At 72.5% G+C, this 19,592-nt stretch carries 16 protein-coding genes; 9 read left to right on the plus strand and 7 right to left on the minus strand.

Annotated features, from left to right (window positions below; all coding sequences use genetic code 11):
- Positions 1–22: 22 nt before the first annotated feature.
- The 4 genes from ABTZ03_RS21120 to ABTZ03_RS21135 all read right to left on the minus strand — a co-directional run bounded on the left by ABTZ03_RS21120 (position 23) and on the right by ABTZ03_RS21135 (position 6,015).
- On the minus strand, positions 23–2,251 hold the full coding sequence (locus tag ABTZ03_RS21120) for a 3-hydroxyacyl-CoA dehydrogenase NAD-binding domain-containing protein (protein WP_350514562.1): 2,229 nt from the start codon (positions 2,249–2,251) through the stop codon (positions 23–25).
- A gap of 39 nt (positions 2,252–2,290) precedes the next feature.
- A complete protein-coding gene (locus tag ABTZ03_RS21125) occupies positions 2,291–3,505 on the minus strand; it encodes an acetyl-CoA C-acetyltransferase (protein ID WP_350514563.1) in 1,215 nt (404 codons plus the stop codon).
- Between the two features lie 141 nt (positions 3,506–3,646).
- The gene (locus tag ABTZ03_RS21130) at positions 3,647–4,789 is read right to left on the minus strand and encodes an acyl-CoA dehydrogenase family protein (protein WP_350514564.1); all 1,143 of its coding nucleotides are present in this window, start codon (positions 4,787–4,789) and stop codon (positions 3,647–3,649) included.
- 2 nt (positions 4,790–4,791) lie between these two features.
- Complete coding sequence (locus ABTZ03_RS21135) at positions 4,792–6,015, minus strand: CaiB/BaiF CoA transferase family protein (protein WP_502894534.1); 1,224 nt, start codon at positions 6,013–6,015, stop codon at positions 4,792–4,794.
- Between the two features lie 355 nt (positions 6,016–6,370).
- Between ABTZ03_RS21135 and ABTZ03_RS21140 the strand changes: the two genes are divergently transcribed.
- The 7 genes from ABTZ03_RS21140 to ABTZ03_RS21170 all read left to right on the plus strand — a co-directional run bounded on the left by ABTZ03_RS21140 (position 6,371) and on the right by ABTZ03_RS21170 (position 13,660).
- Positions 6,371–6,838 carry a hypothetical protein gene (locus tag ABTZ03_RS21140; RefSeq protein ID WP_350514566.1) on the plus strand — a complete coding sequence of 156 codons (468 nt, stop codon included), beginning with the start codon at positions 6,371–6,373 and terminating at the stop codon, positions 6,836–6,838.
- A 22-nt stretch (positions 6,839–6,860) separates the two neighbouring features.
- Positions 6,861–8,990 (plus strand): hypothetical protein, encoded by a 2,130-nt coding sequence (locus ABTZ03_RS21145; RefSeq protein WP_350514567.1) that lies wholly within the window; start codon positions 6,861–6,863, stop codon positions 8,988–8,990.
- A 3-nt stretch (positions 8,991–8,993) separates the two neighbouring features.
- Positions 8,994–10,085, plus strand: coding sequence for a hypothetical protein (locus ABTZ03_RS21150; protein WP_350514568.1), 1,092 nt, complete (start codon positions 8,994–8,996; stop codon positions 10,083–10,085).
- Between the two features lie 76 nt (positions 10,086–10,161).
- The gene (locus tag ABTZ03_RS21155; protein WP_350514569.1) at positions 10,162–10,695 is read left to right on the plus strand and encodes a GNAT family N-acetyltransferase; all 534 of its coding nucleotides are present in this window, start codon (positions 10,162–10,164) and stop codon (positions 10,693–10,695) included.
- Between the two features lie 85 nt (positions 10,696–10,780).
- A complete protein-coding gene (locus tag ABTZ03_RS21160; RefSeq protein ID WP_350514570.1) occupies positions 10,781–12,049 on the plus strand; it encodes a sensor histidine kinase in 1,269 nt (422 codons plus the stop codon).
- Positions 12,046–12,795 (plus strand): response regulator transcription factor, encoded by a 750-nt coding sequence (locus tag ABTZ03_RS21165; protein WP_350514571.1) that lies wholly within the window; start codon positions 12,046–12,048, stop codon positions 12,793–12,795. The genes ABTZ03_RS21160 and ABTZ03_RS21165 overlap by 4 nt, the downstream gene beginning before the upstream one ends.
- A 199-nt stretch (positions 12,796–12,994) precedes the next feature.
- Complete coding sequence (locus tag ABTZ03_RS21170; RefSeq protein WP_350514572.1) at positions 12,995–13,660, plus strand: Pr6Pr family membrane protein; 666 nt, start codon at positions 12,995–12,997, stop codon at positions 13,658–13,660.
- 22 nt (positions 13,661–13,682) lie between these two features.
- Here ABTZ03_RS21170 and ABTZ03_RS21175 read toward each other — a convergent pair whose 3' ends face one another.
- Together ABTZ03_RS21175 and ABTZ03_RS21180 are read right to left on the minus strand one after the other, a co-directional pair.
- Positions 13,683–14,072 carry a toxin Doc gene (locus tag ABTZ03_RS21175; protein WP_350514573.1) on the minus strand — a complete coding sequence of 130 codons (390 nt, stop codon included), beginning with the start codon at positions 14,070–14,072 and terminating at the stop codon, positions 13,683–13,685.
- Positions 14,073–14,118: 46 nt separating this feature from the next.
- On the minus strand, positions 14,119–14,331 hold the full coding sequence (locus ABTZ03_RS21180) for a type II TA system antitoxin, ParD family (RefSeq protein ID WP_350514574.1): 213 nt from the start codon (positions 14,329–14,331) through the stop codon (positions 14,119–14,121).
- A gap of 241 nt (positions 14,332–14,572) precedes the next feature.
- Between ABTZ03_RS21180 and ABTZ03_RS21185 the strand changes: the two genes are divergently transcribed.
- Positions 14,573–16,060, plus strand: coding sequence for a S41 family peptidase (locus ABTZ03_RS21185; protein WP_350514575.1), 1,488 nt, complete (start codon positions 14,573–14,575; stop codon positions 16,058–16,060).
- Positions 16,061–16,148: 88 nt separating this feature from the next.
- Here the strand turns inward: ABTZ03_RS21185 and ABTZ03_RS21190 are convergent, their stop codons facing one another.
- A complete protein-coding gene (locus ABTZ03_RS21190) occupies positions 16,149–17,756 on the minus strand; it encodes an ABC-F family ATP-binding cassette domain-containing protein (protein ID WP_350514576.1) in 1,608 nt (535 codons plus the stop codon).
- A 463-nt stretch (positions 17,757–18,219) separates the two neighbouring features.
- Between ABTZ03_RS21190 and ABTZ03_RS21195 the strand changes: the two genes are divergently transcribed.
- Positions 18,220–19,428 carry a trypsin-like serine peptidase gene (locus ABTZ03_RS21195; protein ID WP_350514577.1) on the plus strand — a complete coding sequence of 403 codons (1,209 nt, stop codon included), beginning with the start codon at positions 18,220–18,222 and terminating at the stop codon, positions 19,426–19,428.
- The last annotated feature ends 164 nt before the right edge of the window (positions 19,429–19,592 follow it).

The raw sequence follows: 19,592 nt of genomic DNA on the forward strand, positions 1-19,592 counted from the left end.
AGCGGTCGCCCGCCGGTGATCGTCAGTCGGTGAAGGGCCGCCCCTCCGCCGCGATCCGCTCCAGCAGCGCCGGCGGGGCGAAGCGCTCGCCGTACGCGGCGGCGAGTTCCCGGGCGCGGGCCACGAAGCCGGCCGGGCCGCCCTCGTACCCGTTGATGTACTGGAACACCCCGCCCGTCCAGGCCGGGAAGCCGATGCCCAGGATCGAGCCCACGTTGGCGTCGGCGACCGAGGTCAGCACGCCCTCCTCCAGGCAGCGCACCGAGTCGAGCGCCTCACTGAACAGCATCCGCTCCTTGAGGTCCTCGAACGGGACCTCGAACGGGACCTTCGAGGGGTCGACGGCGGGGTCGACGGCGGGATCGCCGGAGTCGGCCGCGCCGGAGAAGTGCTCCAGCAGTCCCGGCCAGAGCCGCCCGCGCCGCCCGTCCTCGCCGTACTCGTAGAAGCCCGCGCCGCCGCTGCGGCCGGGGCGGCCGAACTCGTCGACCATCCGGTCCACCACCGCGTCCGCCGGGTGCGGGGTCCAGGTCCCGCCGGTGGCCTCGACCGCGCGCCGGTACTCGTCGCGGATCTTGCGCGGCAGGGTGAGGGTGAGCTCGTCCATCAGGGAGAGCACCTTGGCGGGGTAGCCGGCCTGGGCGGCGGCCTGCTCGATCGAGGCCGGGTGGATGCCCTCGCCGACCATGGCGACGCCCTCGTTGAGGAACTGGCCGATCACCCGCGAGGTGAAGAAGCCGCGCGAGTCGTTGACCACGATCGGCGTCCTGTCGATCTGCCGGACCAGGTCGAAGGCGCGGGCGAGCGCCTCGTCGCCGGTCTGCGGGCCGCGGATGATCTCGACCAGGCGCATCTTGTCGACCGGCGAGAAGAAGTGCAGCCCGATGAAGTCGCCGGTGCGCTGCACGCCTTCGGCGAGCACCCCGATCGGCAGGGTGGAGGTGTTGGAGCAGAGCAGGGCGTCGGGGGCGACCACGCCCTCGATCTCCTGGAACACCTTGTGCTTGAGCTCGGTGTTCTCGAAGACGGCCTCGATCACCGCGTCGCAGCCGGCCAGGTCGGCGGCCTCGCCGGTGGGGGTGATCCGGGCGAGCAGGGCGTCCCGCTCGGCCTCGGTGGAGCGGCCGCGGGCGACGGCCTTGTCCAACAGCCCCTCGGAGTAGGCCTTTCCGCGCTCGGCGGCCTCGGCGCTGACGTCCTTGAGCACCACCTCGATGCCGGCCCGGGCGCAGGCGTAGGCGATGCCGGCGCCCATCATCCCGGCGCCGAGCACGGCGACCTTGCGGACCGTCCGCTGCTCGACGTCCTTGGGGCGCCCGGCACCGGAGTTGACGGCCTGCATGTCGAAGAACAGGCCCTGGATCATATTCTTGCCGGTCTGCCCGCAGGCCAGCTCGGTGAAGTAGCGGGCCTCGATCACCATCGCGGTGTCGACGTCGACCTGGCTGCTCTCCACGGCCGCGGCCAGCACGTTGCGCGGGGCCGGGTAGGGGGCGCCGTTCAGCTGCTTGCGCAGGTTGGCCGGGAAGGCGGGCAGGTTGGCGGCGAAGGCCGGGGTGGCGGGGGTGCCGCCGGGAATCTTGTAGCCGGCGACGTCCCAGGGCTGGACGGCGGTCGGGTTGGCCTCGATCCAGGCCTTCGCCCGGGCGATCAACTCCTCCTGGGTGTCGACGAGTTCGTGCACCAGCCCGTGTTCCAGCGCCCGCGCGGGGCTGTACCGGCGGCCCTCCAGCAGGAACTTCAGCAGGGCGTCGGTGATGCCGAACAGCCGCACGGTGCGGACCACGCCGCCACCGCCCGGCAGCATGCCGAGGGTGACCTCGGGAAGGCCGATCCTGCTGTCGGGGGTGGACAGCGCGATCCGGTGGTGGCAGGCGAGGGCGATCTCCAGGCCGCCGCCGAGCGCGCTGCCGTTGACGGCGGCGACGACCGGCTTGCCGAGGGTCTCCAGCGTGCGCAGCGCGCGCTTGATCCGCATCGACTTCTCGAACACGACCTCGGCGTGCTCGGGGCGTGCGGCGAGGAGCATCCGCAGGTCGCCGCCGGCGAGGAAGGTCTTCTTCGCGGAGGTGATCACCACGCCGCGCAGCGCCCCGGCGGCGGCCACGCCCGCCAGCCGCTCGACCACGGCCTCCAGATCGGCCGTGAAGGCCTCGTTCATGGTGTTGACGGACTGGGCGGGATTGTCGAGGACGAGGGTGACCACGCCGTCCTGGTCCTGCTCCCAGCGGATGGTGGTGGTGTCGCTCATGAGTTCAAGGTCTCCAGGTCTACCGGGGCGGGAGGGGAGTCAGACGCGCTCGACGATGGTGGCGACGCCCATGCCGCCGCCCACGCACAGGGTGATCAGGCCGTACCGCAGGTCGCGCCGCTCCAGCTCGTCGACGATCGTCCCGAGCAGCATCGCGCCGGTCGCGCCGAGCGGGTGGCCGAGGGCGATCGCGCCGCCGTTGACGTTCACCTGGTCGTGCCGGAAGCCGAGTTCGCCGATGAAGCGCAGGGCGACCGCCGCGAAGGCCTCGTTGATCTCGACCAGGTCGATGTCGGCCGCGGTGAGGCCGGCCTTGGCCAACGCCTTGCGGGTGGCCGGGGCGGGGCCGGTGAGCATGATGGTCGGCTCGGAGCCGGAGACGGCGGCGGAGACGATCCGGGCGCGCGGGCGCAGCCCGTACCGCTCGCCGACCTCGCGGTTGCCGATCGCGACCAGCGCGGCGCCGTCCACGATGCCGGAGGAGTTGCCCGCGTGGTGGACGTGGTCGATGGCCTCCACCCAGTGGTACTTCTGCAGGGCGACGGCGTCGAAGCCGCCGGCCTCGCCGATCGCGGCGAAGGAGGGCTTGAGGCCGGCCAGGGTCTCCACGGTGGTGCCGGGGCGGATGAACTCGTCGCGCTCCAGCACGACCAGGCCGTTGCGGTCGCGCACCGGGACCACCGAGCGGTCGAACAGGCCGTCCGCCTGGGCCTTGGCGGCACGGGCCTGGGACTCGGCGGCGAAGGCGTCCACGTCGGTGCGGGAGAAGCCGCCGAGGGTGGCGATCAGGTCGGCGCCGATGCCCTGCGGGGCGAAGTCGGTCGCGTAGGAGGTCATCGGGTCGGCGAACCAGGCGCCGCCGTCGGAGGCCATCTTGACCCGGGACATCGACTCCACGCCGCCGGCCAGGATCAGGTCCTCCCAGCCCGAACGGACCTTGGCGGCGGCCAGGTTGACGGCCTCCAGGCCGGAGGCGCAGAAGCGGTTCTCCTGGACGCCGGCCACGGTGTCGGGCAGACCGGCCGCGATGGCGGCGATCCGGGCGATGTCGGAGCCCTGGTCGCCGATCGGGCTGACCACGCCGAGCACGATGTCGTCGATCGCGGCCGGGTCCAACTCGGGGTAGCGGCGTCGCACTTCGTGGATCAGGCCGACGACCAGGTCGATCGGCTTGGTGCCGTGCAGCGAGCCGGTGGCCTTGCCGCGGCCGCGCGGGGTGCGGATCGCGTCGTAGACGTACGCTTCGGTGGTCACGATGGGAGTGCCTTTCGAGGAGAGGGCGGGCGGGCGGGCGGGGCACCTTCGCAGTGGGGCGACGCGCAGTGGGGCGGCTCGGCGCCGAGGCTCAGCGCCGGGGCTCGGCGGCTCAGCGGCTCGGCAGCTCGGCGCCGGGGCTCAGCCCAGGATGGAGCGGCCGACGATCTCCTTCATGATCTCGGTGGTGCCGCCGTAGATCGTCTGAATGCGGCCGTCGGTGAACGCCCGGGCGACCGGGAACTCGCTCATGTAGCCGTAACCGCCGTGGAGTTGGAGGCACCGGTCGGCGGTGCGCTTCTGCAGTTCGGTGGCCCACCACTTGGCCATCGAGGCGTCGGCCGGGGTGAGCGCGTAGCGGTTGTGCTCGGTGATGCAACGGTCCACGAAGGTCCGGGTGATCGCGCACTCGGTGGCCAGCTCGGCGATCTCGAAGCGGACGTGCTGGAGCTTGGCCAGCGGGCGGCCGAAGGCCTCGCGCTGCTTGACGTAGTCGGTGGTGATCTCGACCAGGTACTCGGCACCGGCGATCGCCGCGGCGGCGATGGTCAGCCGCTCCTGGGCGAGGTTCTGCATCAGGTGGACGAAGCCGCCGTTGAGCTCGCCGAGCAGGTTCTCCTTCGGGACCCGCACGTCCTCGAAGAACAACTCGGCGGTGTCCTGGGCCTTCTGGCCGATCTTGTCCAGGTTGCGGCCGCGCTCGAAGCCGGGCGTGCCGCGCTCGACCGCGAGTAGGCTCAGCCCGTGCGCGCCGCCCTCCGGAGTGGTCCGGGCGACCACGATGACCAGGTCCGCCAGGATGCCGTTGGAGATGAAGGTCTTGGCACCGTTGAGCAGGAAGTGGTCGCCCCGGTCGACCGCCTGGGTGCGGATGCCCTGCAGGTCGGAGCCGGTGCCGGGCTCGGTCATCGCGATCGCGGTGATCAGCTCACCGCTGCAGAAGCCGGGCAGCCAGCGTCGCTTCTGCTCCTCGGTGGCGAGCGAGGTGAGGTACGGGCCGATGATGTCGTTGTGCAGCCCGATCGCCAGCCCGGAGGCGCCCGCCCGGGCGAACTCCTCGGCCAGTACGGCGGCGTAGCGGAAGTCCGGGGCACCGCCGCCGCCGTACTCCTCGGGCACGGCGGGGCCGAGGAGGCCCTGCCGACCGGCCGCCAGCCACACGGAGCGGTCGACGATGCCGGCCTTCTCCCAGCGGTCGTAGTGCGGCAGCACCTCCTTGGCGAGGAAGGCCTTCACGGTGGCCCGGAAGTCCTCGTGCTGCTCGGTGAAGATCTCGCGCTGCAACGCTACTCCCCTGGTTCGGCTGCGGAGTTGATGGGATCGACGCTTGATTCGGAGTCGGCACCGGAACCGGAACCGGAGCCGGCGCCGGAGCCGAAGGCGGAACCAGCGCTGGAGCCGGCGCCGAGGGGCGTCGGGGCGCCGAGGGACGCGACCCCCCAGTCCCGGGCCACCTCGGCGGTGTCCGCGCCGGGCCGGGCCGGTGGGCGGCGCAGCGCACCGGGAGTGGCGGAGAACCGGGGGGCGGGGGCGGGCTGGGTCACCCCGTCCGCCTCGACGTACGTGCCGCGCGCCGACAGGTGGGCGTCGACGGACGCCTGACGCATCGTCAGCACCGGTTCCACGCAGGCGTCCGAACCGGCGAAGACCGCCTCCCACTCGTCTCTCGTCCGGGTCGCGAAGCGGGCCGCGATCAGGGCGCGCAGTTCGGGCCAGCGAGCGAGGTCGTACTGGCCGGGGGCGTCCGGGCCGAGCTCCAGCAGGCGGGCGAACTCGGCGTAGAACCGGGGCTCCAGGGCGCCCACCGCGAGATGTCCGCCGTCGGCGGCCCGGTAGATCGCGTAGAAGGGCGCACCGCCGTCCAGCAGGTTGACGCCCCGGCGGTCCTGCCAGTGGCCGGCCGCGAGCAGGCCCCACAGCATGCTGCCGAGGTGCGCCGCGCCGTCCACGATCGCGGCGTCGACCACCTGGCCGGTGCCGGTGGTCCGGGCGTGGTGCAGCCCGGCGAGCAGGCCGACGACCAGGTAGAGCGAGCCGCCCGCGTAGTCGCCGAGCAGGTTCGCCGGGATCCCGGGCGGGGCGTCGGGCCCGCCCGGCGAGGCGACCAGGCCGAGCACCCCGGCCACCGCCGCGTACCCGAGGTCGTGCCCGGCGGTCGCGGCCCGCGGCCCCTGCTGCCCCCAGCCGGTCATCCGCCCGTACACCAGCGCCGGATTGCGCGCCAGGCACGCCTCCGGGCCGACCCCGAGCCGCTCCGCGACGCCAGGCCGGTAGCCCTCGATCAGCAGGTCGGCCCGCTCGACCAGGTCCAGCACCAGGCCGGGCCCCTCGGGCGACTTGAGGTCGATCAGCACCGACCGCTTGTTCCGGTTGGTGAGGTCGTACGCCGGGTCCGTCCCCAGCGGAGACGGGTCCGGGCGGTCCACCCGCACCACGTCCGCCCCGAGATCACCCAGCAGCATCGCGGCGAACGGCCCCGGCCCGATCCCGGCGAGCTCGACCACCCGCACACCCGCCAACGGCCCGGAGCCCCCCGCCGTACCGCTCGTGTCACGCACTGGCCTGTCACGCACTGGCCGCAGAACCCTTCTGGGTTTGACAGTAAAGCTGTAACAGTCGCGATGATAGGGAAGCCACCCGTCGGCAACAAGACCTTGACACCGGCCCCGTGTCGCCGATTCCGCCCCGGCGACGCCCCGCTGGGGCCCTCGCGAAGCCTTGACGAAGCCCCCGTCGAACCGGTCACGCCCAGTACGGACCCCAGAACCCAGGGTGCGTCCGCGCACTGACAGTGGGGGCCTGTACGGTCGTCATGCCGCGAAGGGCATACGAACCCTTTGCCGAGTCGGGGAGGACTGTTGACACATGGGTAGCCCGTACTTCACCACCGGACCGGTCCCCCCTGCGACGGACCCGATGCCGAGCACGCCGAAGAAGTCGCCCTACGCCGTTCCGGCGCCGGGCGGCGACGGCAGTCCGGTGTCACCCTTCCCGCTGCTGCCCCCGGGGCGACCCACCACCCAGCTGGACACCCCGTACGAACTCGCCGCCTCCGCCGGACTGGCCCGGCAGATCGCCACCGACCTGGACGGCGCCAACACCAAGGCGGGGCCCGGCGCGCACAGCCTCACCGAGTACGCGAGCACCGCGTCGACCGGAATCCGCGGCTTCACCTTCGGCGGCGCCCTCACCGGCAGCACCGAACGCTGGCTGCAGCAGTGCAAGGCCCTGCACGGCAAGGTCGACAACGCGGCCACCAGCCTCGACCGGACCCGCGAGTACTACCACGGCAACGAGATCACCACCGCCGCGGATCTCCGCGCCACCCGCTAGTCAGCACAGGGGGAACAGACACATGGTGTCCTTCAAGGAACTGCACGAGGCCGACTTCTCCGGGGTCTCCGACGCGGCCGAGGCATGGGCGGGGGTCGCCAAGGCCCTCACCGCCCTGGACGGCCGGGTCACCAAGGACCTCACCACCACCGCCCAACGGGCCGGTTGGAAGGGCGACGCCGCCGACCAGGCGACGAAGGTGATGCAGGGCATCGACGGCGACTTCAAGCAGGCCTCCGCCGTCGCCACCGCCCTCGCCGCGATCATGAAGACCGCCGCCGAGGACTTCACCGCCGCCCGCCGCGACCTGGACACGGCGCTCCACGACGCCCAGGTCCAGGAGTTGACCGTGTCGGCGGACGGCACGGTGAGCTGGACCCTGCCCAAGGAGGCCAGGAACGATCCCGACCACGATCTCCTGGCCAAGGAGCTGGACGCCAAGGCCAAGGCCATCTCGGCCCGCCTGACCAAGGCCGTCGAGAAGGCCACCAGTGCCGACCAGCGCGCCACCCTCGACCTCCAGAGCGACATCGGCACCAGCACCACCGCCTTCAACCCCACCCCGGGCGGCGGCGGCCCGGTCGCCGACGCCAAGCGGGCCACCGACCTGATGTCCAAGGGCGGCAGCCTCTCCGACGAACAGCTCAAGCAGCTCCAGACCCTGCTGGCCGCCAACGCGGAGAACAAGGACTTCGCCACCACCCTGCTCAACGGCCTCAACTACGGCGGCAAGACCGGCCCGGAGGCCCTCCTGGGCTACGGCAAGGCCTACGGCGACCTCGCCCACGGCAACCACAACGCCAAGGGCTACCAGGACGTCTACGGCAACCTGTCGGTGGCCCTCGCCACCGCCACCCGCGACGGCGGCATGGGCCGGGCCTGGGAGGACGGCCTCCTCGCGGCCGCCCGCCGCCCGGGCGGCTCGGCGGCGGGGTGGAACGACAACTACCCTGCGCTGACGGCGCTGATGAACGCGAAGGGCAGCTTCGACAAGGCCTTCCTGACCAGGGTCGGCACGGACCTGGTCGACTACGAACGCGGCAGCAAGCTGAAGGGCGAGCAGCTGTGGGGGCCGGACTGGAACAACGTCGTCGGGCACCAGGGCGATCCGTTGCGGGACCTCATGCAGGTCATGAGCCGCAACCCCGGGGCTTCGAAGGAGTTCTTCGACCCGGCCGCCAACCAGAACCTCGACTACCTGCTCAAGGACCGCCGGTGGCCCAATCAGGGCTATGAGCAGAACCAGTCGGACGCGCTCGCCCGCGACACCGCCCGCGGCGCTTTCGGTGACGCGCTGGAGGCCGCCACCACCGGTCGCGATCCGCACGGCGACCAGCCTCCCGTCCGCCCGCACGACGCGGCGATGGCACGCATCATGTCCGACACGATCAACCACTTCGGCGGTGACTCGGCCGGCCACGCAACCGACCTTCCGGCCGCGTTGCGCCACCCGTTCGGCGACATGATCGCCGACTACTCGGCCGACACCTACGAGATCATCGGCAAGGAACTCGGCGGTCACTCCGAGACCAGCGGGTTGACCGTCGACCGGGACAAACTCATCCGAACCATCCGGGGCGTGGCCGAGGACCCGGATGCGTTCAGGGCCATCCACTACGCCGAGAGTCAGGAAGTGGCCCGCCGGCTCGACGGCTATCCGGCCGACGCCTTCAAACCGGACAGCACCGGTCGCCCCAACCCCAGGATCGAGGGCTTCGTCCATGAAGCCGGCCAGGTCCTGGGTGCGCTGAGCGGTACCCAGTCGGATGTCATGACCCACCACCATGACGACGTGGTGTTCCAGAACAACTGGCAGGCGAAGATGAACTACCACCTCATCGGCACCCCGCTGACCCCCATCCCGGTCGTGGGCGACCTGGTCCAGCGAGTGGTCGACGTCGGCACGTCGGAGTGGGCGAACGGGCTCAACAGCAAGGCGGACCAGGACACCCAGGCCGACCTTTCCAAGATGTTCGGTTCCGGCGAGAACCAGCTCAAGAAGATGATCACCGAGAGGGCCGGTCAGGCCGGTCTGAGCGAGGCGGAGATCGACGCGACCGGCGGTGTGCCGCAGGCGCTCCTGCGCGGCGTGTCCGAGAGCTACGGGACAGGGGTCAACCAGACCTACCGCAACGCACTGGGCGGACGCTGAGACATGGGCGACACGGAACGGAGGACGGACCGGGCGGCCGAGGAGGAGCCCGATGGCACGGCGGGCCCGGAGGGGCGCCTGACCGCCGCGCTGACCGCACGCGGCTTCACCACCCGGAGGCTGCGGATGCGGGCCGCGGCACTGGCGCTGGCCTTCTCCCTCATCCCGGTCGGGGCAGCGGGGTTCGCGCTGTACAGACTGACGGACCTCGGCGGACCGGACAGTGTGTGTGACGGCGCAGCCACCGCGGAGCAGGTGCACGACCTGCTGGGATCCGGACGGATCAACGAGCACCAGGGCGGCGACCGTTCGGCGGACGCCGTCGGCCAGGGCTGTTCCGTCTCGGTCCGCACCGGTCTGCTCACGACGACCGAGAAGACCGTGTGGTTCTCCCTCGAACGCAACGCCAAGGACGGACCGGGTGGGCTGGCCGCGTCGGATGCCCGGCTGTTCGCCGGCTCCTCGGCCGGTTCGGTCACCCCTGACAAGGCATGGGCCCTGCTCCCCGAGGGCTGCGAGAAGGGCCTGCGGGCCGAGGTGCACAGCACCGAGCCGGGCCATGACGAGGCGAGGGCCCGGCTGGCCGTGGGGTTCGCCGACGCGGCCGCCAGGGCGAAGCACTGCTCCGACGGAAATCCGCAGACGCTGAAGGAGCTCTCGGCACGGGGAGCCCGGACGGCCCCGGACTGGGCCAACCTCTGCGGCCTGCCCGGGTTCGCGCCTGCGAAGAACCCCGAGGCCGGGTGGAGCATGTCGCAGCAGGTCACCACCGCGTCCGGCCCGATCTGGTCCTGCACGATCGGAGGGGACCCGAAGTCCGACAGCCGGACCCAGGTCTTCGCGATCACGACCGACCCTCGGACCACCGCGCTGACCCGACAGGACGGCAAGGAACCGTCGGCGTTCGGGCGGGCCCGCTGGGTCGCCGGCGGGACACTCGTCGCCGACTGCCACGGCAAGGACGTCTTCTTCACCGTCAACGGCGGCTACACCGACACCCTTCGGAAGCCCTTCCTCTTCCCCGACCAGGACGACCTGGTACGGCAGTTCCTCACCGCCGGGGGCAAGGCGATCGGCTGCGAGCCGATCCTCTGAAAAAGCGGCGGACGGATGTCGGCGTAATGGCCTATCGTGCGTGCTGGCCATTACGCACGACAGCCGGGGGACCAGCATGACCACCGCCACCACCACCGACCGCACGATCGTCGCCGTCTCCGAGCGGCTGGTGCTGAGCCGGCCGCAGGAGGGGGATGCCGAGGCGGTGTTCGCGATCCACGGGGATCCGGAGACCAACCGGTACAACCCGAACGGGCCGCAGCGGGACATCGCGGAGGCGCGGGAGCAGTTGGCCGGGTTCGTGGCGGACTGGCCGCGGGACGGGGTGGGGTACTGCATGGTGGCGACCCGGGAGGAGCCGGGGGTGAGCATCGGGGTGGCCGGGCTGTTCCTGCACTCGTTGGACGGGGAGCCGGTGTTCAACCTGTACTACCGGTTCCGGCCGGTGGCCTGGGGCAAGGGGTACGCGGCCGAGGCGTGCCGGGCCGCGATGGCGGAGGCGCTGCCGCGGTTCCCCGGGATCCCGGTGACGGCGCTGATCAGGGCGGACAACCTGCCCTCGCGCCGGCTGGCCGAGCGGCTCGGGCTGGTGGCGGACCCGGACGGGCGGGTGGACCACGAGGACCGGCTGATCCACCGGATGGCCTGACGCCCCCGGATCCCCCGGCAGGGGGAGCCGGATCGCTCCCCGGGTGGAGGCCGCGGGCCGGGGGTGCTGACGTAGAGTCACCCGCGTGACGGCGGGGGGCGGGCGGGTTCGGCGGGTCGGCGCGGCGTTGGTCGGGCGACGGGCCCGGCAGCGCTGGGTGCACCTGGTGCTGGGCGGTGCACTGCTGATGCCGTACTACCTGTTGTCGACGGTGGGGCTCGGGGCGCTCGATCCGAACCAGGGGCACCTGCGTCAACTGGTGCTGCAGATCCTGGCGTTGTTCACCTCGCTGCCGATGGCCGCGATCACCGCGCTGGTGCCCACCGTCCGGGGGCTGGAGGGCGCGGCCGCCCGGGCGCTGTGCGCGGTGGAGCGGCCCGAGGAGTTGGCCGCCGGGCCGGCCCGGTCCTGGGCGGCCCGGTGGCGCACCGCGCTCTGGTTCGTGCTGCACCTGCTGTCCGGCGGGGTGGTCGCCGGGATGACGCTGGCCGGGGTGCCGTTCGCGGTGGTGCTGCTGGTCGATTTCGCCGAGGTCCCGGACCTCGCCGGGTACTGGGAGAACCGTTTCCCCGGCTGGATGCTCACCGGCCCGGCCCTGGGCCTGGCACTGCTGCTGCTGATCGTCGGGACCAACGCCGGCTGCGGCGCGCTGCTGGCCCGTTGGGCACCCGTCCTGCTCGGCCCGACCCCGGAGGAGCGGCTAGCCGCCGCCGAACGGCGGGCCACCGTGCTCGCCCAGCGCAACCGGCTGGCCCGTGAACTGCACGACTCGGTCGGGCACGCGCTCAGCGCGGTCGGCATCCAGGCCTCAGCCGCCGCCCGGGTGCTGCGCACCGACCCGGACTTCGCCGCCGAGGCGCTGCTCGCGATCGAGGAGACCGCGCGCGGGGCCGTCGCCGAACTGGACACCGTGCTCGGGCTGTTGCGCGAGGAGGAGGACCGCGGCGGCGGACCGGCCGGGCCCACGCTGGCCGGGCTGGACGACCTGCTGCGCCAACTCGCCCGCACCGGCGTGACGGTGGACGTCGAACTGGCGCCAGGCCTGGGTGCGCTGCCCGCCGCGGTCTCCCGCGAGGCGTACCGGATCGTGCAGGAGGGCCTGACCAATGTGCTGCGGCACGCCGGGCCCGCCCCGGCCGGACTGCGGGTCGGGCTGGCCGCGGGCCGGCTGGAGATCGAGCTGACCAATCCGCTGGGCCCGGCCCGTCTGAGCCGGCCCAGCGGCGGGCGCGGGCTGCGCGGGATCGGCGAACGGGCGGCGGCGCTGCGCGGCGGGAGCGCCGTGGGGCCGAGTGAGGACGGGACGACGTGGCGGCTGGCGGTCTGGCTGCCGGTGGGAGGGAGCGCGGGATGAGCACGACGACCGAGGGCGCCGAGGGCGCCGAGGGCACCGAGGGCACCGAGGGCACCGAGGGCACCGAGGGCACCGGGAGCGGCCCGGGCATCCGGGTGGTGATCGCGGACGACGAGCGGCTGGTCCGGATGGGCCTGCGGGTGGTGATCGACGCCGAACCGGACCTCACCGTGGTCGGCGAGGCGGCCGACGGCGCCGAGGTCGTCCCGCTGGTGCGCCAACTGCGGCCGGACGTGGTGCTGATGGACGTCCGGATGCCCGGCATCGACGGGATCCGGGCCACCGAGCAGCTGGTCGGCGGGATGGCCGAGCCGCCGCGGATCCTGGTGGTCACCACCTTCGAGCACGACGACCACGTGTACGACGCGCTGCGCGCGGGCGCGGCCGGGTTCCTGCTGAAGCGGGCCCGGGCGGAGGAGATGGTCCAGGCGGTGCGGCTGGTCGCGCGCGGGGACTCGCTGCTGTTCCCGGCGGCCGTGCGCGAACTCGCGCTGCGGCACGGCGCGGACGCGCGGCGCGCGGCCGCCGTGGGCCGCAGCCCGGTGGGGCGGCTGACCGAGCGGGAGGGGCAGGTGCTGCGGCTGATGGCCACCGGGCTGAACAACGGCGAGATCGCCCGGCAGTTGGTGGTGAGCCAGGAGACGGTGAAGACGCACGTCGGCAGCGTGCTGGCCAAGCTGGGCGCCCGGGACCGCACCCAGGCCGTGATCGTGGCGTACGAGTCGGGGTTCGTACTGCCAGGCTGAGGCAGTGACGGCAACGGCGACAGCGACAGCGACAGCGACAGCGACAGCGACAGCGACAGCGACAGCGACAGCGACAGGTGAAGACGACGGGGATGACTCGCACACAGGTTCCACTCAACCGGCGTCAGGAAGTAGAGTGCGATCTTCCCCCTGAACCGTCCGATACCTCCCGTATCGCCCGAACCGAACTGGTGGCCGCATGACCGTCCGGACCCGTCCCGCGCTCTGGTGGCGCATGGGCATCGTGCTCTCGGCGGGCCTCGGCCTGTCCCTCGGGACCGCCTCGCTGGTGTACTTCACCGTGCAGAGCAACGTCATCGTGCTCGGCTACTTCATCGGCGCGGTCTACTGGATGCTCAAGCGCGGCACCGTGGACGCGCCCGCGCCCCGGCTGCGCGGCGCCGCCACGCTGTACATCCTGATCACCGGGCTGGTCTCGCACATCCTGCTGCAGCACGGCGCCAGCCCACTGCCCGGGCTGGTCAGCGGACCGGACCGGCTGGCGAACTGGTCGTCGTTCTTCCTGCACTACGTCACGCCGGTGATGGTGCTGATCGACTGGCTGGTGCTGAAGCCGCGCAACGCGGCGGCCTGGAAGGACATCCCGCTCTGGCTGACCTTCCCGCTCGGCTACGCGGCGATCGTGCTCGCCCGCAATGCGCTGTTCGCCGACTTCCCGACGCCCTACCCGTACTTCTTCTTCGACCCGACCGAACGGGGCTACGGCTACGTCTGGGGCCAGATAGCCCAGCTGACGGTCGAGTTCGTGCTGCTCGGCCTGCTCGTCGTCGGACTGGACCGGCTGGGCACGAAGGTCGCGGCGAAGGTCTCGGCGAAGGTCGCGGAGAGGCCCGGCCGCTCCTGAGCCACAGGACCGGCGGCCGGCCTCAGATCCGCCAGGAGCGGATCCGGTCGGCCGCCGCGTAGACGTCCGCCCGGGCCCCGGCGATGTCCCGGGCCAGCTCGACCAGCGCCCCGTACGGCGGGTCGATGCCCTCTCCGGCCGCGTGCATGTACGCGGCCGTCGTCATGCAGGCGTACAGGTTGTTGCGCACCGGGAGCGGGCGCAGCAGCACGATGGTGTGCATCAGGGTGGCCGCGCACCAGGCCGGGTCGGCGTCGTGGCCGAGTTGGGCGGTGTTCACCCGGTGCCGGGCCACGGCGGCCTGCAGCGCCGAGTAGTCGCGCACGCTGAGGTCCTCCGGGGAGGCCAGTTCCTGCACGTCGAGCAGCCAGCGCAGGTCGACGTGCAGCAGCGTCACGTCCGCACCGTCCATCGCCGCACCGTCCACCGCCGGACCACTCCCCCGCGGCCGCCGCGCCTCACGCGGCGGGTGCGTCCTCCGGGAACGCGGCGTCGAACTCCGCCTGGTGGTCCTTCCAGAACGCCACCGCGTGGTCCACGAACACCCGCCGCTGCTGCTCCCGCACGCTGAGGTCGTGGACGTACGCCTTGACGCTCTTGCCGTCCGCGGCGGCGGCCGCGCGGATCGCGGCGAGTTCGTGCTCCGTGTACTCGATGTTGAGCGCAGGCATGTCGCCGATGGTACTGCAGCGCACGGGAGTTGGGAGGAGGGCCGACGGTTTTCCAGCAGCCCGCAAAACGCTTTGCTGTCGATACCCCCGGGGGCGGTTCGCCCGGCCGGGCGGATGCGCCCGGAGGAGGGCACGGGCGCGGCGCGGTGGATGACGACCGGCGGGCGCGCCCGGCCGTAGCGTCGACGGCGGTGGCGGAGCGGTTCCGCGGGGGAGACCGGGAACTCGGCGGAGGCCGGAGATGACGCACAGGGGTATCGGCAGGGCGGCGGCCGCGACGGTGGTGACGGCGGCGCTGGCGACGACGGTCGCGGTAGCGGCGCCGGGAACGGCCGCCGCGGCGGGGACTGCCTCGGCCGCGGGGGCGGCCCCGGTGGAGGGCGGCGCCGCCTCGGCGGAGGCGCGGCACGGCGGCGCGCTGGACGGGGTGTGGCGGATGGACGGCTACGGCACGGTGGTCACCGTCGCCGGGGGCCGGCTGACCACCTACGACGTGACCACGCACAGCTGTGTGCCCGGCTGGATCACCGCGACCCAGGACGGCGCGCCCGGGGCGGACGGCACCGTCCGCTACGTCACGGGCCACAACGGGGTGACCCTCACCCCGAAGGGCCGGGACCGGCTCGTCGACCGCGAGGAGGGCGGGGTCGGCACCAAGGACCTGTACCGGCTCCCCGCGCTGCCCGCGCTGTGCACCACCCCGGCGCCGAACGACCCGCTCGCGGTCTTCGACCGGTTCTGGGAGACCTTCGAGGAGAACTACCCCTTCTTCGCGGCCAAGGGCATCGACTGGCACGCCGTCCGGGACGAGCAGCGGCGGCGGATCACCCCGACTACGACCACCGAGCAGTTGCAGCAGGTCTTCGTCGACCTGCTCCGGCCGCTCGGCGACGCCCACACCGGGCTGGCCCGGGTGGTCGACGGGCAGCCGGTGCCGGTGTTCGGTGGGCGGCGGCCCGGCACGACGGTACGCACCAAGGAGCTGACCACCCGGGCCGGGCAGGCCGTCGCCGCCCAGCTCACCGGCCCGGAGCAGCTGTTCGCGGGCGGGAAGCTCGGCGTGGGCCGGCTCCCCGACGACGTCGGCTACCTCCGGGTGGGCAGCTTCGACGGCTACACCGACGGCGACTACCGCAGCCAGGTCGCCGAGTTGGACAAGGCCCTGGACACCCTGCTCGCCGACCCGGACCGGCTCAGCGGCCTGGTGATCGACGTCCGCCTGAACGGCGGCGGCTCGGACGCGCTCGGGGTGCACATCGCCGCCCGGCTCACCGACCGCCCGTACCTCGCCTACCGGAAGGTGGCCCGGGACGACCCGGCCGACCCGACGAAGTTCACCCGGCCCTCACCGGTGCACGTCCGGCCCTCGGACGGCGAGCACTTCACCGGACCGGTCACCCTGCTCACCTCCTCGATCTCGGCCAGCGCCGCCGAGACCTTCGCCCAGGCGCTGATGGGCCGCTCGCCGCACGTGACCCGGATCGGCGAGAACACCCAGGGCGTCTTCTCCGACGTCCTGGTCAAGCTCATCTCACCGGACTTCGCGCTGGTCCTGCCGAACGAGGAGTACCTGAACCGGGACGGCAGCACCTTCGACGGCCCGGGCATCGCGCCGGACCTCCGGACCCCGGTGTACAGCCCCGACGAGCTGGCCGCGCTCAAGGACTCCGCCCTGAGCACGGCCCGCCGGGTGCTCGCCGAGGACGGCGGAGGAGCGGACCGGCGGTAGGCCCGGTCCGGCCGATCCCGCCGGACCAAGCCGAGCCGGACCGAGCCGGACCGAGCCGGACCGAGCCGGACCGAGCCGAGCGGAGCCGCTACATCGGGTCCACCGCCCTCAGTGCGCCGTCCAGCTCCAGCCACCTGGTCAGGCCCAGTCCGCGCAGGAACGGCAGGTCGTGGCTGACCACGATCAGCGCGCCCTGATAGCCGGCCAGCGCCTGGGTGAGCTGGCGGACGCTGGCGAGGTCCAGGTTGTTGGTCGGCTCGTCGAGCAGCAGCAGCTGCGGCGGCGGGTCGGCCAGCAGCAGGGCGGCCAGTGTGGCCCGGAACCGCTCGCCGCCGGACAGCGTGCCGACCGGCTGCTCGGCCCGGGCACCGCGGAACAGGAAGCGGGCGAGCCGGGCCCGGACCGCGTTGTCCCCGGTGCCCGGGGCGAACCGCTTGACGTTCTCCACCACCGTCAGCCCGTCGTCCAGCAGGTCGAGCCGCTGCGGCAGGTGGCGCACCGCCTCCGGGGTGGTGATCTGCCCCTCCAGCGGGGAGAGTTCGCCCGCGATGGTGCGCAGCAGCGTGGACTTGCCGGAGCCGTTGCGCCCGACCAGGGCGATCCGCTCGGGACCGCGCAGGTCGAGGTCGACGGTGGGGCCGAAGGGCAGCCGGACCTTCTGCAGGGAGAGCACCGTGCGCCCGGCCGGCACCGCGGTGCGCGGCAGGTCGACCCGGATCTCGGCGTCGTCGCGCACCGCCTCCTCGGCGGCGGTGAGCCGTGCCTTGGCCCCCTCCAGGCGCTCGGTGTGCATCCCGGTGAGCCGGCCCGCCGTCTCCTGCCCCTTGCGTTTGAGCATCCCGGCGAAGATGTGCGGGTCGTTGCGGGTGACCGATCGCTTCTTGCCGTAGCTGGCGCTGCGGTCCAGCCTGGTCCGGGCGTCGACCAAGTCCCGTTTCTGGCGCTGGACATCGGCCTCGGCGTTGCGCAGCAGTCGCTCGGCCGTCTCCTGCTGGGCGGCGAGAGTGCGCTCGTAGGCGGCGAAGTTGCCGCCGTACCAGGTGACGGCGCCGTCCCGCAGGTCGGCGATCTGGTCGACGTGCTGAAGCAGTTCGCGGTCGTGGCTGACGATCACCATGGTGCCCTGCCAGCCGGCCACCGTCTCGTAGAGCCGCTCGCGGGCGGCCCGGTCGAGGTTGTTGGTGGGCTCGTCGAGCAGCAGCACGTCGGGGCGGCGCAGCAGCAGCGCGGCCAGCCGCAGCAACACCACCTCGCCGCCGGAGAGTTCGCCGGTGGTGCGGTCGAGGCCGAGGCGGCGCAGACCGAGCCGGTCGAGGGTCGCGCGGGCGCGCTCCTCGACGTCCCAGTCGTCGCCGACGGCGTCGAAGTGCCGCTGGTCGGTGTCGCCCGACTCGATGGCGTGCAGGGCCTCGCGGGCGGCCCGGATGCCGAGCGCCTCGTCGACCCGCAGGGCGGTGTCGAGGGTGAGGCCCTGGGGCAGGTAGCCGAGTTCGCCCGCGACCCGGACGGTGCCGCCGGTGGGGGTGAGTTCGCCGGCGATCAGCCGCAGCAGGGTGGACTTGCCGGCCCCGTTGAGGCCGATCAGTCCGGTGCGGCCGGGGCCGACGGCGAGGTGGAAGCCGTCCAGGACGGGCTTGCCGTCCGGCCACTCGAACGTGAGCTCGGTGCAGAGGACGGAGGTGGTGGGTTGTGCCATGCAAGGCCTCCCGGGTGGTTGCCGATGGGGTGATGAGCAACACGGGGAGACACCGCGGGTGCGGAACAGGTACGGCCGAACGACAGGACGGCGGCGCGCGCAGGCGCCGGGGGCCGTGACTGAGGTCGCACACTCGCACACCACGCGTCTGCTGGAACAGCAGGGCCTACGTGGCGGGGGCGGTGTCCCGGGACCTCAGTAGAGCAACGGCCTTCTCCTTGTCTGGCTGATGACCCCAACCACGCTACGGACCGCGCCGGACGCCCGCAACCGATTTTCGGGCCCCACAACGGCCCGGACGGAGGCCCCGTGCCGATCCGGTGACAGCCCCGTCCCGGCCCGGGCCACGTGTAAGGAGTTCCTTATCCGCATGGCAGACTCCTCACCTGCCATGCCTGCGGCCCCCGGGGCCGTACCCGAGGAACGGGCCGTATGGCGGTAGTCAACAGGGGGAATTGAACTCATGTCACCGATATCCCGGCCGAGCCGTGCCGTCCTGGGCGCGTCCGTCGCCGCGCTGACCATGGTGGTCGCCACCGGTTGCGGACCGGACAACAGTGACCCGGCCGGCGCCCAGACCACCGCGCCGTCGGTCGCGGCCAGCACCTCCGGCAAGCCGGGCGCGGCTCCGATCAAGCTGCCGACGGTCGAGGAGCTGAAGAGCTGGAAGCTCGACGACTGGGACAAGTGGGCCAAGGCCAATGTGGTCACCCCGGCCGTCAAGGGCTACTGGACCCTGCAGAAGCTGCTGAACGCCAAGCCGAAGCCGCTGCCGCAGCCCCCGGCCCCGGCCCCGAGCCAGGCCCCCACCGCCCAGCCGACCGGCGCCGCCCCGGCCCAGCCCACCGGCGCCCAGCCGCCGGCCGGGCCGGACCAGCCGCCCGCGGCGGTCTCGGCGAAGCCCGTGGCGCACCCGTTCCCGAAGAACATGCACGTCAACGGCAAGATCTTCTTCAAGGACGGCAACGAGGACTACGTGTGCTCCGGCACCGTCGTCTCCGACCCGGCCAACCCGGGCAAGAGCAACCTGGTGTGGACCGCGAGCCACTGCCTGCACGGCGGCAAGGGCAACTCGTACTACACCGACATCACCTTCGCCCCGGCGTTCAACAGCAACGGCGTGCTGAGCGGCGGCAACAAGCAGAAGTCCAAGCTGGAGGACGCCGAGCCGTACGGCGAGTGGGGCGCGACCTCCGGCATGGTCTCCCCGCAGTGGACGGCCGAGGCCGACCCGGAGCGCGGCGGCCCGTGGAGCCAGTACGACTTCGGCATCATCAAGGTCGCCAACCCCGACCCGAACGGCAAGTCGCTGGAGGAGACCGTCGGCGGCTCGGTGCCGCTGTGGTTCAACGCCCCGCGCGAGCAGCTCGCCGCCGTCTCCAACTACGGCTTCCCGGAGGCCAAGCCCTTCGACGGCGTCGAGCTGGAGCACTGCGACGGCGGCAAGCCGGCCGCCAAGCCCGGTGACCCGAGCCGCCCGGCGATGCTGATGATCGGCTGCAACATGACCGGCGGCAGCAGCGGCGGCGGCTGGTACACCACCAAGGACGGCAAGCCGGCCCTGGTCAGCGACACCTCGGTCGGCAACAACGCCAACACCTACGAGGCGGGCCCCTACCTGGAGGACGTCGCGGCGCACATGTTCGACTACTTCTCCAAGAAGGCCAAGTGACCCGAGCGGGCGACCGACCCGGGACGGTGAAGTGACCGACGGGTAGTCCCCGTGGGGGGGGGGCCCCCCCCCCCCGGGGGGGGGGCGGGGGGGTTTGGGGGGGGCGCCCCCCGCCACAACACAAAAGCGGGCGGATAATAGCAACCCCAACAGAAACAGAGCTG

It is taken from the genome of Kitasatospora sp. NPDC096077 (assembly GCF_040303245.1).
Taxonomy (GTDB): domain Bacteria; phylum Actinomycetota; class Actinomycetes; order Streptomycetales; family Streptomycetaceae; genus Kitasatospora.